The 15,911-nt window shown below is 64.3% G+C and carries 9 protein-coding genes, 1 tRNA gene and 3 pseudogenes; 3 read left to right on the forward strand and 10 right to left on the reverse strand.

All coding sequences use genetic code 11. From position 1 onward, the window contains the following. Positions 1-243: 243 nt before the first annotated feature. From thrC to ABZU99_RS00925, 5 genes are all read right to left on the reverse strand, one after another. Positions 244-1,332, reverse strand: a complete 1,089-nt coding sequence (gene thrC, locus ABZU99_RS00905) for a threonine synthase (RefSeq protein ID WP_355951234.1) — start codon at positions 1,330-1,332, stop codon at positions 244-246. 117 nt (positions 1,333-1,449) lie between these two features. After that, the gene (locus ABZU99_RS00910) at positions 1,450-2,742 is read right to left on the reverse strand and encodes a homoserine dehydrogenase (protein ID WP_355951038.1); all 1,293 of its coding nucleotides are present in this window, start codon (positions 2,740-2,742) and stop codon (positions 1,450-1,452) included. Between the two features lie 95 nt (positions 2,743-2,837). Beyond that, positions 2,838-4,229, reverse strand: coding sequence for a diaminopimelate decarboxylase (gene lysA, locus ABZU99_RS00915; RefSeq protein WP_355951035.1), 1,392 nt, complete (start codon positions 4,227-4,229; stop codon positions 2,838-2,840). A gap of 27 nt (positions 4,230-4,256) precedes the next feature. After that, positions 4,257-5,378: an ArgS-related anticodon-binding protein NrtL gene (gene nrtL / locus ABZU99_RS00920; protein WP_355951032.1), complete on the reverse strand. Its 1,122-nt coding sequence runs from the start codon at positions 5,376-5,378 to the stop codon at positions 4,257-4,259. A 271-nt stretch (positions 5,379-5,649) separates the two neighbouring features. Then, complete coding sequence (locus ABZU99_RS00925; RefSeq protein WP_356044326.1) at positions 5,650-6,081, reverse strand: response regulator; 432 nt, start codon at positions 6,079-6,081, stop codon at positions 5,650-5,652. 225 nt (positions 6,082-6,306) lie between these two features. Here ABZU99_RS00925 and ABZU99_RS00930 point away from each other — a divergent pair. Beyond that, positions 6,307-6,378, forward strand: a tRNA-Arg gene (locus ABZU99_RS00930). Between the two features lie 294 nt (positions 6,379-6,672). Here ABZU99_RS00930 and ABZU99_RS00935 read toward each other — a convergent pair. The 3 genes and pseudogenes from ABZU99_RS00935 to ABZU99_RS00945 form a co-directional block, all read right to left on the reverse strand. Then, positions 6,673-7,335 carry a Shedu anti-phage system protein SduA domain-containing protein gene (locus ABZU99_RS00935; RefSeq protein WP_356044529.1) on the reverse strand — a complete coding sequence of 221 codons (663 nt, stop codon included), beginning with the start codon at positions 7,333-7,335 and terminating at the stop codon, positions 6,673-6,675. 42 nt (positions 7,336-7,377) lie between these two features. Next, positions 7,378-7,572 (reverse strand): annotated as a pseudogene (locus ABZU99_RS00940) (cold-shock protein); the annotation flags it as partial. Positions 7,573-7,700: 128 nt separating this feature from the next. Continuing rightward, positions 7,701-8,393, reverse strand: a pseudogene (locus tag ABZU99_RS00945) (tyrosine-type recombinase/integrase); the annotation flags it as partial. Positions 8,394-8,450: 57 nt separating this feature from the next. Between ABZU99_RS00945 and ABZU99_RS00950 the strand changes: the two are divergent. Together ABZU99_RS00950 and ABZU99_RS00955 are read left to right on the forward strand one after the other, a co-directional pair. After that, a protein-coding gene (locus tag ABZU99_RS00950) for an IS3 family transposase (RefSeq protein ID WP_356044324.1) occupies positions 8,451-9,697 on the forward strand; the annotation gives its coding sequence in 2 pieces (ribosomal slippage) (positions 8,451-8,733 and positions 8,733-9,697; 1,248 coding nt in all). A 28-nt stretch (positions 9,698-9,725) separates the two neighbouring features. Next, positions 9,726-10,025 (forward strand): annotated as a pseudogene (locus ABZU99_RS00955) (IS30 family transposase); the annotation flags it as partial. Positions 10,026-10,156: 131 nt separating this feature from the next. On the opposite strand, the gene ABZU99_RS00960 reads toward ABZU99_RS00955, so the two are convergent. Further along, entirely contained in the window at positions 10,157-13,090 is a 2,934-nt protein-coding gene (locus tag ABZU99_RS00960; protein WP_356044321.1) for a DUF499 domain-containing protein, read from the reverse strand. A gap of 2 nt (positions 13,091-13,092) precedes the next feature. Continuing rightward, entirely contained in the window at positions 13,093-15,834 is a 2,742-nt protein-coding gene (locus ABZU99_RS00965; RefSeq protein WP_356044319.1) for a hypothetical protein, read from the reverse strand. Between the last annotated feature and the right edge of the window lie 77 nt (positions 15,835-15,911).

The raw sequence follows: 15,911 nt of genomic DNA on the forward strand, positions 1-15,911 counted from the left end.
ACTCTACTGGAGCGTTGCGCGCGCCCTCATCGATCTCGTGCTTCTCTGTCACCACTTGAGTGGATCTTTAAGAGGAGATCACCCGGGAGGGGCCACGCCTCGGGCCCGAACCGGGCTCCGGAGGCGGGCCCCGGGCTGGCTCTCTGGCCTGGCTCTCTGGCCTGGCTCTCGGGCCTGCCCGCGGGCCTGGCTCTCCGGCCTGCCCGCGGGCCGGGATTCGGGGACCCCGGCCCGCCGGAGCCGTCAGACCAGGCCGAGCCGTACGGCCGCCGCGTCCGCGTCCACCGGGACGACGACCGGCTGCGGCGCGCCCGCCACCGCCCAGTCCGGGTCCTTGAGCCCGTTTCCGGTCACCGTGCACACGATGCGCTGGCCCGGGTCGACCAGACCCTGCTCGGCGGCCTTCAGCAGACCCGCCACGCTCGCCGCGGAGGCCGGCTCCACGAAGACGCCCTCCTGGGAGGCGAGCAGCCGGTAGGCGGCGAGGATCTGACGGTCGGTCACCTCGTCGATGAGGCCGCCCGAATCGTCCCGCGCCTGCTCGGCGAAGGCCCAGGATGCGGGGTTGCCGATGCGGATCGCGGTCGCGATGGTGCTCGGATCCTTCACCGGCTCACCGCGCACGATCGGGGCCGCGCCGGACGCCTGGAACCCCCACATCCGGGGCGTGCGGGAGGCGCGCGCCGCCTCGCCCTCGAAGGGCGCCGCGTACTCCCGGTAGCCCTTCCAGTAGGCGGTGATGTTGCCCGCGTTGCCGACCGGCAGCACATGGATGTCCGGCGCGTCGCCGAGCATGTCGACGATCTCGAAGGCCGCGGTCTTCTGCCCCTCGATACGGGCCGGGTTCACCGAATTGACCAGCGCCACCGGGTACTTCTCGGACAGCCCGCGCGCCAGCGTCAGACAGTCGTCGAAGTTGCCGTCCACCTGAAGGATCTTCGCGCCGTGGACGAGGGCCTGGCCCATCTTGCCCAACGCGATCTTGCCCTGCGGCACCAGCACCGCGCAGACCATCCCGGCCCGTACGGCGTACGCCGCCGCCGAGGCCGAGGTGTTGCCGGTGGAGGCGCAGATGACGGCCTTGGCGCCGGCCTCCTTGGCCGCGCTGATGGCCATCGTCATGCCCCGGTCCTTGAAGGACCCGGTGGGGTTGGCACCCTCGACCTTGAGGTGGACCTCGCAGCCCGTGCGGTCGGAGAGCACCTGGGCGGGGACCAGCGGGGTGCCGCCCTCGCGCAGAGTGACGACGGGGGTCGTCCCGCTGACCGGCAGGCGGTCGCGGTATTCCTCGATGATCCCCCGCCAGCCTTGCCACTGACGGGTGCCGGACATTCGGGGCCCGGCGTCGGCGATTGCGTTCATGATTTCCTTTACTCCCCTGCTACTCCCGGCCCCGCTGATGCGCGGTACGCCCGCTGGGCACGTCGCTCCACCCGCTCTCCACTGCGGTCACTCGCCCTCGACCCGCATGATGCTGGCGACATCGCGGACGGTGTCGAGCCGGCGGAGCGCCTCGACGGTCGCCGACAGGGCGGCGTCGCTCGCGCGATGGGTCACGACGACGAGGGAAGCCTCGCCGTCCTTACCCTGCTGGCGGACCGTATCGATGGACACTCCGTGCTCGGAGAAGATTGTCGCGACCTGAGCGAGAACGCCCGGCTTGTCGGCGACGTCCAGACTGATGTGGTAGCGCGTGATCACATCGCCCATGGGGCTCACCGGAAGCCGACTGTACGCCGATTCCCCCGGTCCTGTGGTGCCCGCCAGCTTGTTGCGGCAGGCGGCGACGAGATCACCGAGGACCGCCGAGGCGGTCGGCGAGCCGCCGGCCCCCGGCCCGTAGAACATCAGCTGACCGGCGGCCTCGGCCTCCACGAAGACCGCGTTGTACGCCTCGTGCACGGAGGCGAGGGGGTGGGTCAGCGGGATCATCGCCGGATGCACCCGCGCGGTGACGGACCGGCCGTCGGCGGCCCGCTCGCAGATCGCGAGCAGCTTGACGGTGCAGCCCATGCGCTTGGCGGAGGCGATATCGGCGGCGGTCACCTCGGTGATGCCCTCACGGTGCACATCGTCGAGGGTGACCCGGGTGTGGAAGGCGATCCCCGCGAGGATCGCGGCCTTGGCGGCGGCGTCGAAGCCCTCGACATCGGCGGTCGGGTCGGCCTCGGCGTATCCGAGGGCCGTGGCCTCGTCGAGCGCCTCGCTGTAGCCGGCGCCGCTTCCGTCCATCCGGTCGAGGATGAAGTTGGTCGTGCCGTTGACGATGCCGAGGACGCGGTTGACCTTGTCGCCCGCGAGCGATTCTCGCAACGGCCGCACCAGCGGAATCGCGCCCGCGACGGCCGCCTCGTAGTACAGGTCCGCGCCGCGCTCCTGGGCGCCGGCGTGCAGCGCCGCGCCGTCCTGGGCGACCAGCGCCTTGTTCGCGGACACCACGCTGGCGCCGTGCTCGAAGGCGGTGGTGATGAGGGTGCGGGCGGGCTCGATCCCGCCGATGACCTCGACGACCACATCGATGTCCCCGCGTTTGACCAGGGCCGTCGCGTCAGTGGTCACCAGCTCGGCCGGTACCCCCTCGCGGACCCGGCCCGGCCGCCGCACGGCGATCCCGGCCAGCTCGACCGGGGCGCCGATGCGTGCCGTGAGGTCGTCCGCGTGCGTCGTCATGATGCGCGCCACCTCTGAGCCGACCACTCCACAGCCCAGCAGCGCCACTTTCAGCGGACGCGTACGCATCATCCAACCTCACTTCTCATCCATCGTGGTGGTGCACCAGTCTCATGCACTGGACGGAAATTCCTATCCCAGGTCCAGTATCCGAGATTTATTTCTCGCTAACCGACATCGAGCCGCAGGAGATCTTCTTCCGTCTCCCGGCGGACGATCTCGCGCGCCTGTCCGTCCCGTACGGCTACGACGGGCGGACGGAGCGCGTGGTTGTAATTGCTCGCCATCGAGCGGCAGTACGCGCCGGTGGCCGGCACGGCGATCAGATCGCCGGGCGCCAGGTCGGCGGGGAGGAAGGCGTCCCGTACGACGATGTCGCCGGATTCACAGTGCTTGCCGACGACGCGGGAGAGCATCGGCTCGGCGGTGGAGGAGCGGGAGACCAGCGCCACCGAGTACTCCGCGTCGTAGAGCGCGGTGCGGATGTTGTCGGACATCCCCCCGTCGACGCTCACGTACGTCCGCAGCCCCGGCAGCTTCTTGACCGTCCCCACCTCGTACAGCGTGAACGCGGTCGGCCCGACGATCGCCCGCCCCGGCTCGACCGACAGCCGCGGCACGGCGAGCCCGGCCGCGTCGCACTCGCGGTGGACGATCTCGCGCAGCGCCTTGGCGATGTCGTCCGGCTCACTGGGGTCGTCGTCCGAGGTGTACGCGATGCCGAGGCCACCGCCGAGGTCGATCTCGGGCAGCTCCACCGCGTGCTCGTCCCGGACCTCCTTCAGCAGCCCCACCACGCGGTGGGCGGCCACCTCGAAACCGGAGGTGTCGAAGATCTGCGACCCGATGTGCGAATGGATGCCGACAAGCTCCAGCCCGTCGAGCTTGAGGGCCCGGCGGACGGCCTCGGCGGCCAGCCCGCCCGCGAGCGGAATCCCGAACTTCTGGTCCTCGTGCGCGGTCGCGATGAACTCGTGCGTATGCGCCTCGACGCCGACGGTGACCCGGATCTGCACCCGCTGGCGCTTCCCGAGCCGCTGCGCGGTGTGCGCGACCCGCGCGATCTCCTGGAACGAGTCGAGCACGATCCGCCCGACCCCCGCCTCGACGGCCCGCTCGATCTCCTGGGCGGACTTGTTGTTCCCGTGCAGCGCGATGCGCTCGGCCGGCATCCCGGCGGCCAGGGCGGTGGCCAGCTCGCCGCTGGAGCAGACGTCGAGGTTGAGCCCCTCCTCGTGCAGCCAGCGCACGACGGCCCGGGAGAGGAACGCCTTCCCGGCGTAGAACACATCGGCGTCATCCCCGAACGCCTCGCGCCAGGCGCGGCAGCGGGCCCGGAAGTCCTCCTCGTCGAGGAAGTACCCGGGCGTCCCGAACTCCTCGGCGAGCGTCTTGACGTCGATCCCTCCCACGGTGGCGACGCCCTCGGCATCCCGGGAGACCGTACGGGACCAGACCCGCGGGTCGAGCTCATTGAGATCGGCGGGCGGCGCGGCGTAGTGCCCCTCGGGAAGCACATCGGCGTGGCGGGGCCCGGCGGGGTGGGCGGAACGGCTCATGCTGTCTCTCTCACGTCCTGCGGCGTCTTACAGATGATCGGGGGCGCTGATGCCGAGCAGGTGAAGGCCATTGGCGAGCACCGTCCCGGCGGCCTCGGCAAGGGCCAGCCGGGAGCGGTGAACGGCCAAGGGTTTCTGCTCGCCGCGCGGGAGGGGCGGACACGCGTCATGGAAGCGGAAGAAGGCGTCGGCGGTCGCCTCGAGGTGGCGGGCGACGCGATCGGGGGCACGGTGGCGGGCGGCGGCCTCGACCGTCCGCGGAAAGTCGCCGAGAAGGGCGAGCAGACCCACCTCGGCGGGATGGTCGTATCCCCCGTCGTATCCCCCGGCCTCGGCCCCTACGCCGAGGCCGGGGGATACGACCTCGGCCCGTACGCCGAGCCGACCCGCGCTCCTGCCGAGCGCCCGGGCCCGGGCATGGGCGTACCGCACCCGGAAGAGCGGGTTGGACTCCCGCTGGGAAAGCAGACGCCCGGGATCGAGATCGGGGAGATCATGGCCGGCGGGCCGCAGCAGCGCCCAGCGGGCGGCATCGGACCCGAGGGCGGTGAGGAGGTCACGGCCGGAGATTCCGGCGGCCCGCACGGCGGGCGGAGCCCCGTCGACCACCTCTCCCCCGCAGGAGTCGACCACCTCTCCCTGGCAGGAGTCGACCACCTCTCCCCCGCAGGAAAGGTCGACAACCTCTCCCCCGCAGGCGAGCACAAGCCCCCGCACCACATGCGCGACAAGCGCCCCACGAACCTCATCGGGGCGCCCCATGGAAACCCGTACCCCCGCGAGCCCCTCCCCCCTCCCGTACTCCGGGCCCTGGGAGAGGACGGTCCGTACGAGCTGGGCGTGGGAGGTGGCCTCGAGGGTGATGTTGAGGAACCCGGGAGCGGCGATGTCGACGCGGGCAATCCCGGGCGCACGGACCAGCCGCCGCCGCAGAATCTCCGCGATCCGCAGCGCGGCACCGTTGCCGCCTCCCTGCTTCCCCTGCCCCTGGGCAAGCCGCAACGCCACATTGGTCGCGTAATCCCCACACCCAGGCCGCGGCGGCGTCCGCACGACAACCCGCTCCGGCACGTCGACACACAGCTCGTCGTCCTCAACGGCACGACGCACGGTATGCAGCACAGTGCGGGAAAGCTGGGCGGGAGTCACGGGACAAGCGTATGGGAGAGGAGGGGTGACTCCGCGAACCGGTTTCGCCCTTCGGACGGCACGACGCGGGAGCGCGGCGGCCGGGCGCGGGCCGGGGGCACGCGGCCCAGAGCCCTGGAAGCGCTCACCCCCCACGGGCACCACACCGGAAGCCCGCTCACGGGCACCACACCGGAAGCGTGATCGCACCGGCTCTGATTCACCGGACGCGCTCGCATCAGAGGGAGGCGGGCCCCACCAGCCAACGCGGGACCCCCAGGGCCCACCCGCGCTAGCCGGTGGGCCCCACCACCGGCTCCGCATCACCGGGCGCCGCCGCCCCGGCAGCCCCTCGCCTCATCAGCCGCCATACGAGTTTCACCAGCTCGGCAGGCTCGAAGGGCTTCGCCAGGAAGGCATCGACTCCCAGAGCCTTCGCGCTGTCTACCTCGTACTGCGTACACGCACTGATGATCGCGACGGGCACATGACACGTATGAGGATCAGCACGCAATCGGGATGCCGTATGCAGCCCATCCAGTCTGGGCATCACGACATCGAGAGTGATCACATCGGGCCGCACCTGGTGAACGATCTCCAGGCACTCGGCACCATCGGCCGCGGTCACGACCTCGAAGCCCTCCAGCTCGAGGTTGACCCTGATCAGCTGCCGGATGACCTTGTTGTCGTCGACGACAAGGACCCGGCCGGACACGCCAGGCACATCCTGAAGAGTAGGCGCGCAGCCCGGGCCGCGTCCGGGTTTTGCCCACTTCCGCCACGTGCGGGGGACCTTTCCCCCAGACCCCTGCACGGCCACCTCCACATGCGGTATACGCCCCTCCGCTCCCCTGCTCCCCTCGCCGGCGGTGGGCTCTCGATAAGCGTTCATGACCACCCTGATCGAGCTGGTAGGGTTCTACCCGTCGCCGCAAACAACAGCGACACCGCCCCCGTAGCTCAGGGGATAGAGCAACGGCCTCCGGAGCCGTGTGCGCAGGTTCGAATCCTGCCGGGGGCACCTCGCAAAAGGTGTCAGCAGACCCCGCCATCAGCCACGACGCTGAGTGCGGGGTCTTCGCGTGTGTGCGGCCGAATGCCACCGAAGGCAGCCCCATGCCAGTGATCACGTAATGACCACGTAATGATCTTGATGAACCTTCCGCAGACCAGGGGCCACTTTGGGCAACCACGGAGTGAGCTCCGCAAGCCGCAGAGCCCACCCCCTACTCCCCTACTCCCCTACCTGGGTGGCCTGCGTGTCGACACACGCAGGCCCGACAGGGCTCCTCGGGGACTCGCATGCAGCCGTGACCTAGCGCCGCCGAAATCGAGCTCGAGCCCGCTCAAGAACGTCATCATAGGTAACGATGTCAAGATTCGAGACATCCGTTTCCGCATTCCTGAGGTCGGTCGCAGAATACTCACTGCGCTTCCCTATCAAGACCATCATCCTAGGCCTGAAGAATCGAAGTCCGTAGACCTTCTCAACAGCCGCCCTCTTGGCAACGTCTTCGAAGTACGACTGATACTCCCTCAACTGTGCACACGCCTCCATAATTGCAGACGTAAGGCGCACACGATTCTTGCTCACTCTCAATAATTTCGCCTTAGGCAATTTAAGTTCAAGCAAATCGCAGAGCGCGGCAGAATTCCTCGGCTTGAGAGCAAAGTCAGGAATGAGCGGCCCATCATTCTCCCTCTGGAGCACAACGTGAGGATGCGCCTCTTCGTATGCATCGCCAGTAAGAAACTCTGGATTCTTCTCGAAGAATTTCTGAAGATCCTGCTCAGAGGTAGTAGGGGAGTTAATGAGCTCTTCGAGCTCCTGTATCAGAGACTTCCACCCCGCGGCCTCCAGCGAGGCGACGTAGAGCAGGTTGTGCAACTGACCAGGCGAGTCAACAAATTTGACGCTACCATCCGGCTGAACTAAGACGATCTTCAGCTCGCCGTCCAGAAGCTCGATACCGAGCACTTCCTCAGATTCCCCAGGGGCGTCTGGTTCAGGTCCAGTCTCGACCTTTACCTCATCAACCTGAGGCCCCTTATCTGACTGCGAAATCTCAAACTCAACCCTTTGGCCTTCTTCAAGTTCCCGGCGGCCATCCATATCGATCGCACTGTGGTGCACAAAGACATCGGCTCCATTGTCTACCGCAATGAACCCGAATCCCTTTTCGACGTTGTACCACTTCACCGTGCCACGCGCCACGATCCTCACCCCCCAGGACCCACGCATTATACGGCACGGTCAAGGCAGCAGCTCTGAGAGGGGAGCAACACGCGGCCGAGCCCCGGATCTCTCCGGGGCTCGGCTCGATCAGATGACGTTAGTCCTCGCTATAATTCCTCACCGAGGCCCTTCATAATCCGATCGTTCATCTCGGCCTCTTGGCCGTCGATGCATTTGGCATAGATCTTGAGCAGCACCTCCACCGAGTGGCCAGCCCGCGAAGCAACCTCTGGAGCAGGGACGCCGGAGTTGAGCCACTGTGAGACGCCAGCGTGTCGCAGGTCGTACGGGCGAGCAGCCAGCACCGAGGAGACCTGTCCGGGTAGGAGGGTCAGTTCCCGCGTCGCCTTCCAGACGCGGGAGTACGACGACGCCGCTACGACGTTGCCCCGCTCGCTGTTGAACAGCAGCCCATCGTCCCCCGTCCCAAACTCCTCCAGGTGTTCCCGGAGCAGCCGGACCAGCGGCGGCGGGATAGGCACGAGACGCGCCTCGCCATCGTCGCGCTGCTTCAGGCCCCGCCGGTCGTGCACCTCGCCGGAATCGGTCCACGCCTTCCCTGCCGTCGGACGTGTCTCCTGGAGCTCGATACGGCCCCACCCCTTCTCGGGGAGCACACAATCCGACGACCGCAGGCCCAGCGCCTCACCGGGGCGCGCAGCCGCGTAGTACAGGACGCCGAAGAACGCCCGCAGCCGTCGGCCACTGGCCCGCTCGTAACCGCCCACGTACGTCACCGCCGTCAGCAACTCACGCGCCTGCCGAGGGTTGACCACGACACGGCGGTCAACCTCTTGCACCGGCCGATGAACCGCCCCGGCTCGAATGGAGACTCGATTTCATGAAAGGATCGAGTCATGGCACGACCTTCCCGTTACCCGCTTGAGCTCCGCCGTCGTGCGGTGCGCATGGTCGCCGAGGTGCGCGACGACTATCCGACCGAGACGGCCGCCTTGCAGGCGGTGGCAGAGAAGCTCGACATTTGCTCCCGCGAGACGCTGCGGAACTGGGTGAAGCAGCAGGAGATCGACGCGGGGACGCGTCCGGGGACGACGACGGAGGAGTCCGCCCAGCTCAAGGCGTTGAAGAAGGAGAACGCCGAACTCAAGCGCGCCAACGAGATCCTGAAGGCCGCGGCTAGTTTCTTCGCGGCCGAGCTCGACCGGCCACACACACGCTCGTAGCGTTCATCGACGAGCACCGGGACCGCTTCGGCGGCGTCGAGCCGATCTGCAGGACGCTCACCGAGCACGACTGCAAGATCGCCCCTTCCACGTACTACGCCCACAAGAAACGCCTCGGCTCCCCCTCCGCCCGTTCCGTGCGCGATGAGGAACTCAAAGAGCGGATCCAAGAGGTCTACACGTCCAACTACCGTGTCTACGGGGCCCGGAAGATCTGGCGCGAGCTGAACCGGCAGGGGCATGCCGTGGCCCGCTGCACCGTCGAGCGCCTCATGCGCGAACTCGGCATCACCGGCGCCGTCCGCGGCAGGAAGGTGATCATGACGATCACCGATCCGGCCGCCGGGCGGGCCCCGGACCTCCTCGACCGCGACTTCGTCGCCAGTGCCCCCAACCGCTGCTGGGTCGCCGACTTCACGCACGTCGCCACCTGGAGCGGGATCGTCTACGTCGCCTTCGTCGTGGACGCCTTCTCCCGGCGCATCGTCGGCTGGTCCGCATCCACCTCCAAAGAGACCCAACTCGTCCTGGACGCACCGGAGATGGCCCTGTGGCAGCGCGACCGCGAGGACCGCCCGCACACTCCCGAGCAGCTGATCCACCACTCCGATGCCGGCAGCCAGTACACATCGTTCAAGCTCGCCGAACACCTCGACGGCATCGCGGCGAGTATTGGATCAGTCGGAGATGCGTATGACAACGCCCTGATGGAATCGACGATCGGCCTGTACAAAACCGAGTTGATCAAGCCCCAGCGTCCCTGGAAGTCGCTCTCCCAGGTCGAGTTGGCCACCGCCGAGTGGATCGACTGGTACAACCACCGGCGCCTCCACGGTGAGATAGGCCACGTTCCGCCCGTCGAGTACGAGGCCAACCACTACATGGAATCCACGAAACCCCAGGTCACAACCACAATCTGAGATCTCTACCGAACCCGGGGCGGTTCACCTGCGGCGGTCACTGACCTGGGACCAAGGCAACGAGATGGCAGGCCACCACAACTTCTCCACCGCCACCAACATGCCGGTCTACTTATGCAACCCCGGCAGCCCCTGGCAGCGCGGCTCAAACGAGAACACGAACGGCCTGCTCAGGCAGTACTTCCCCAAGGGCACCGACCTGTCTCGCTACAGCCGTGAGGACCTGGACACAGCCGCCGCCGAACTCAACAGCCGCCCACGCAAGACGCTCGACTGGGGGACCCCAGCCGAGCGTCTGTCTAAACTTCTCGCCGGCACACGTCAGTGATCACGTGTTGCGACGACCCCTGGAATTCACCGCACGAGGAGGGGGCCTTGCCATATCCAAGATACGGACGTGGATCGTTTGGGCGCTACGCGACCACGCCGTACAGGCGCCGCGGAGCCCGCTGCGATAGATCAGAAATCATCATCTTCGATGCTCACCCTGGCGCCAATCTGTTCCGATTTCTCCACAAGAGCGCCTTGATCTCCATCGAGCGTGGTCAGCGTTAGCTGCATGTTGATCAGTTGATGATCAGGGCTCGCGGGGTTAGCCGGGTCGAGAGTCTTAGCCAATTCTCGCAACAGTTGCCATACCTGCTCGCGGCCTGCCGCCGAAGTAATACTACGGTTGGCCAGTGCCACCGTGTAACGCTTATAGACCTTCGGATCACTCGTCGCCGCTGAGACAACTGGCCTTTCAGAGGCAGCGGGCAAAGCCGACTGCTTCGCGCTGAAGTGGCCTGAAGTGCTGCCAGCCGTACTCCCGGTGTCCGGCGTCGGAGAAACCTGCTCCCCCTGCGTCCCGGATGGAGGCGGCTCGGGGGCACGCCTACGTAGAGTCTGGTTGATCGAGTTAATTGGTATCTGGCCCGGCGAGGAGACGTCTAGATGGTTCCCGTCGGCGTCAACCAGCTCCCAACCGTCCGTGACGAGGTCAAATATTACCCGACGAATTTCGTCAGTCGATGGCACCAGAGGGAAACCTGGATTCTTGTAAAATGCCTGCACGACCTCACGAAGGGTCAGATCTCGATCAAACCCCTCAAGTAGCGCAGCCAAGTAATCTGCAGCAAGGCCACCAGCCACGGTCGCACGCCCATTAGAGACCAATTGCGCCCAAACATTTTCGCCGCGCAGAGAACTACGACTGTCATCGTCGAAACGTTTGAACTCGATCGTTAGACTTCCAGCGCGCAGCAAGTAAGAATAATGTTGGAACGCCTTAGCCACGTCTTGCCTTAGCTTCCCTTCGACTTCACTCAGCTTCGTGCGGGCGTCGGCGAGCTCATCATCGGCGTCGTCGATTTGCCTCAGGACATATTTCCATGCGAGGACTTCGCCAGCGCGCTTCCGCGCGACATCGCGGCGTTGGGTGTTGACGCAAGCCACAACGCAGCTCGCGGCATTGTCCACACGCAAGGCCTTCGGACCAAGTCCCAACAGCGCTTCGATATCGGCACGACTAGCAGTGTCGCGGCCGTTGAGAAGCGTCCAACGGCGAGGATCAAGAACTACTAGGCGATTCGAATTCGAGTCAACGCCGTCAAAAATCGCTTCCAGGTCTGCGTTCTCGGCGGATGGTCGCTCAACATGCACGACCTCCTCAAAAGGCCCTTTACTCGTCAGTTTCTGCGCGTACTCCCAGACCAGATCGTCGCGCTCTTCTGGCTTCACTAGGGCCATAGCGGCAGTGAAGTACATGCGGAGCGTCTGCTTGATAGATAGATAGAACCGGGCCGGCGCATTGGGCGGAGTGGTGACCTCGAGGGCTCCCAACCCTTCATCCCCAGTAAGAGCGTTAAAAACTTCCTCGGCAGCGGTAAACGTTGGCGCACCCGAAGCCGAGGGCTCGAACACAGCAGCGAGCAACTCGGCCTTCGTGGCACCTCGCCGGCCCTGAGCGCGGCCGACAAGCGAGTAGCAGAACAGGACAGTAGCCATTCGGACCGCTGGCTCCGGCTGACCGAGACTGACGCCATTTCCCGCTAGCACGGCGTCCACATTTACCGCACGTCCGCCCGTGCCGTCAGTACTCGTGACGTCTGTGCCAGCCACGGCTCGATACCCCTGAACCGCTCGGTCGTTACCGAGAAGCAAGCCCGACGATAGCAATTGCTCAAGGGCAACGGTGAGTGGAATGTCACCTACACCGATAAGAGCCGGCGCCCAACGTCCTGCCTTGTGCTCAGTCACCCAGTGCAGCGCTGTACGAGCGAAGATGGCCACTGTCGACCGGACCCTTTGAAAGCCCTGTACCTGAGCCCATTCATCCCGCACCAGTCGCATGAGCTCGGGGTGGAACGGATAACTGCCGGCAATTCGGTCTTTAAGGCCAGCAGTCCCCCGATTAGCGCCGAGCTTGTCAAACACCGATTCGCACCAGGCACCTTCGGCGCATCGGATGAACTCCGAAGCGAGCGATTCCGTAGGCAGGTTACGGGCGGCCGGGACTTCGAAAAGTCGTCGGCGAATGATGGAGGCAAAATCCTGCGCCTCGGTCACTGCAACTGTAGTGCCATTCCTTACCAGGCGCTGAGCGACATAATCGCGAAAGTCCTCGGCTTGAAAAGGATATCCACGCTCGTCCAGTTCGGAACGAATCATTACGACAACGAACGCCACGCGCGGCACGTCGTCGCAGGCATCCATGAGGGAATTCAAGAATGTTTTTTCCCCTGGCATGGTCGCTACGTACTGTGCGTCAGACAACGCCAGAACATAATCCATCAGCTCGTCGAGCAGGATAAGCACTGGACATCCAGCATCAGTGAGTGCCCGCTGAATGGTCGCCTTATTAGGGCCCATGGCTACGTAACTGTGATACCGATCCAGGTCACCGCCGACAAGGGCGTAGATGAACCGTTCAAACAGGTTGATGGCCGGCCCGAAGGTCTCACTGGGCCTCCCAGGGGAGAAGTAGTCGGCCGTCAACGTAATGACGCGAGAACCAGCAAGGTCAACCGCGGCCCCGGCGTACTCGGCCTCTTCCTTGATGAGCCGACCAAACTCAGTGCTAAAGAACTCTGCAGGCTTGTTCGCCATGTGGTGCAGTCCGACGAGAGCGTGCGACTTACCCCCGCCCATCCCCTGATCGAGATGGAACAATGCGGTGGTGTCGTCGTCCGTGCCAAGCCGACGCGCCACCTGGCCGAAGAAACCGATCAGGTTAGGGGTCGGTTGCGTGATATCGACGTAGTAATCCACCTTGCGGTAGGGCACATCGACAGTCTGGTAGACCGCCTTGTGTAGCGACATCTGCAACTCGCCGACCGAGCCATCAGAGGCGCGGACCTCGGGACGGAGAGTAAGTACGTCCGCCCAGTGCTTAGTGTTGGTCCGGGCACTCATGATTAATTGGCCTCCGGGAAGTCGGTGATGACGAGCTGGGCGTTTTCCACCTTGGCGTGTTCGGAGACACGATGAACAAGGTTGCCGATAGTGCCGGCGTTACGGTGGATGGCTGTCAAGGCCTTGGCCACAACGTCACTTGCTGGGAGTTGAGCGTTGATCTCGCTAACAACCGCCCACAAGTGCGCGTCGTTTGGCTGCCTATCGGCTTGCGCCATCACCGCCGCCACGGGCTCTGTGCCACCCTCCCCCCAAGCGGCAGCCATGGCGCGGACCACCTCAAATGTTGACAAGCGAGGTGAGACAGTGCTGGGCGAGTCAAGTCGCAGCCTGAATCCGCTTTTGCTTTCCGTCAGCAGCGAGCCGCGCAACTCTTCGAGGCGGAGATTGTCGGCCTGGGCAAGGAAACGCGCTTCTCCCTTCGGCACGTCGGTGCGCCCATAAAGACGCTGCCAGAACACGGCAAATCTCGTCGGTGCATCGAAGGTCTCCAAAGGAAGTTCATCAAGCTTGAGCGCGGTGGCATCACGGACGGCAGTGCGGGCGAGGTTAAGGTAACGGTCAAGTTGAGCGTGGGCGCCGTCAGGCTTGAGAACCTTGCTGTAGCGGCCGTAGATACCCATCGCTGGGCCGTAGGCCGCCATGAGTTGGTCCGTGAGTGCCAACCCGTCGCGATCCCATTCCCGGCACGCCGCCTTGACCGCCTCGGTGACCTCCCGGTCAACCTCTGCCGCAGTCGCAACTGGTCGCACTGGCGCCGCAACTTGGCACCCAATCGTCACTGTGACCTTGATGCTGGCCACTCCGGTATTGCTGGACTCGGTGCGGCTAGGCCACGAGCTTGTGACGACGAAGCCAGCCGCATGTAGGGCGGACAGCAGGCGAAGCCAAGCGTCAGGGTCAGAATGCCCGAAAACGACGACGAGGTGACCGTCCGGCTTGAGCACTCGCTTCGCTTCGCTAAATGCCTTTGAAAGGCTTTGCTCATAGAATTCACGTGTCCGGTGCTCAGTCTTGACCGTGCTCGGTTTGTGAATTACCTCGTCAGTCTTGTTCTGCAGACTTCCCTCAGCGAATAGATCTGGGTCCAGGTCGAATAGAACTCGCCGAAGCCAAACATAAAAGTAGTCCGAGACATCACTGTAGGCAATCATCTCGTAGTACGGCGGATCGGTGACTACGGTGTCCACGCTGCCATCTCTATACGGAAGCGCCAAGGCGGAACCCCTCCGCACACGAGCAGGAACGGCAAAGCTAGGGATTCCTCGAACATGTTTGGTCAACGGGACGAGACCGCTCTTGGAAACAGATCCCCAAGTTCCTGGTCCCGCCGCTGGTCCGGTTTCGAAGCTATCAAAGGCGAACGTGATGCCGCTTTCATTGGCGAAAATATCGTGGGCGTCGAGACGGTTCTGCTTGCTACCATCAGGCTTCCCGTGCTTGTTTACTCGACAACCGCGGCCGGACCGGCGTAGCTTGCGCACGAGGTTGCCCGACGCATATGAGGCCAGGGCAAGTGCGTAGGATGATGAAATACCGACGCCTATCATATCAGCGTGGCAAGAACGAATAGCCTTTACGAGTTCGGCTGTATAGATGGCTTGCCGCTTGACCATCAGAGATGCGAAAGTATTAAACCCGTACCCAGAAGCGTCAATCTGGCTTGCGTTACCCTCCGGTATGTATTCGTCCGGTATTGCACTAATTCCCCCCACCGCCGATAGGCGTGCCGCCGTCTCGTCAACTCGGGCAATAGCTTCACGGTCAGCAGGGGTGAGATTACGGAAAACCTTCCGCTCAACTGTCCGATTGGGATTCCGCTTGGTAGGAGCTGGAACCTGCACAAGATCAGCAGCGGCCAACAGCTCATCCTGATACTGGCCAGCAAATCCTTTTGCTTTGACTGAGTCCAGTGTGTGTAGATGACCGCACCCCCGGTTCGGGCAGCGCGCACTCTTCCCTCGGCGCCCGGTGGCCGAGGAAAAGGTGGGGTGCTCTTCCGGCAACCCATCATGTACCTCTGCACGCCAGCGATCACCGTCTTGCACTAGTCGAAACGCTTGCCCCTCATCACTTGTGAATTTGTACGGATGACGGAGAGCCATAGAACCAACCAGCGGAAATCGTACGCCGCAGTTATCGCACGGAATAGAAACTGCCCACAAGTAGCCCCAGGGAACGCTACCATCAGGGCTCTTCGGGTAGAGATCCTTTACTGCTTCGGCCGCCCTCTTGCCAACTTCGAAGAGGAGAGATCGAACATCTGAGACTAGCCGAGGATCCTCTGATTCCTCCCCCTGGAAAAGTTGGGGTTCATTTGCTTCCGAGTCATGCACCTGCTCTGATTCGAAGGGCAGGCTAGGTTCTTCACTCCAATCAAGCATGGGATAGACAGTGAGCAATTTGGTGGCTAGCGTAGCTACCGAACTGAGGTCAATCGCGGCCGTGGTGAAACCAAGGCGCGACGCTTCGAGGGGGATAATCCCTCGCCCGGAGAACATGTCAAGAACAACCGGGGGGGCCTGCGGGTAGTCTTCGCGAATCTGCGCTGCGAGGTATTCAAAAGTTTTTGTATCTCCCGCGGTTACTGCGTCGCAGACCACCTCATGCAAGTCTTTCTTGTTAGGCAGGAGTGCAGTCAGGACGGCAGCACGGGCTTGAGCGATCGGTCGTGATGCGAACCAGGTGAATAGGGCCTTTTCACTCAAGCCCGATCCGGCCGGCGTTGTCACCGCTTCATCCACGGCCGCACATGGGAACCAGCGGTCAATCATTCGGGATGTCACGTCGTGTGTAGCGCTTGATGGGGCATCGGCCGCAG

This window comes from Streptomyces sp. NPDC005266 (assembly GCF_040607655.1).
In the GTDB taxonomy this organism is placed as follows: Bacteria; Actinomycetota; Actinomycetes; order Streptomycetales; family Streptomycetaceae; genus Streptomyces.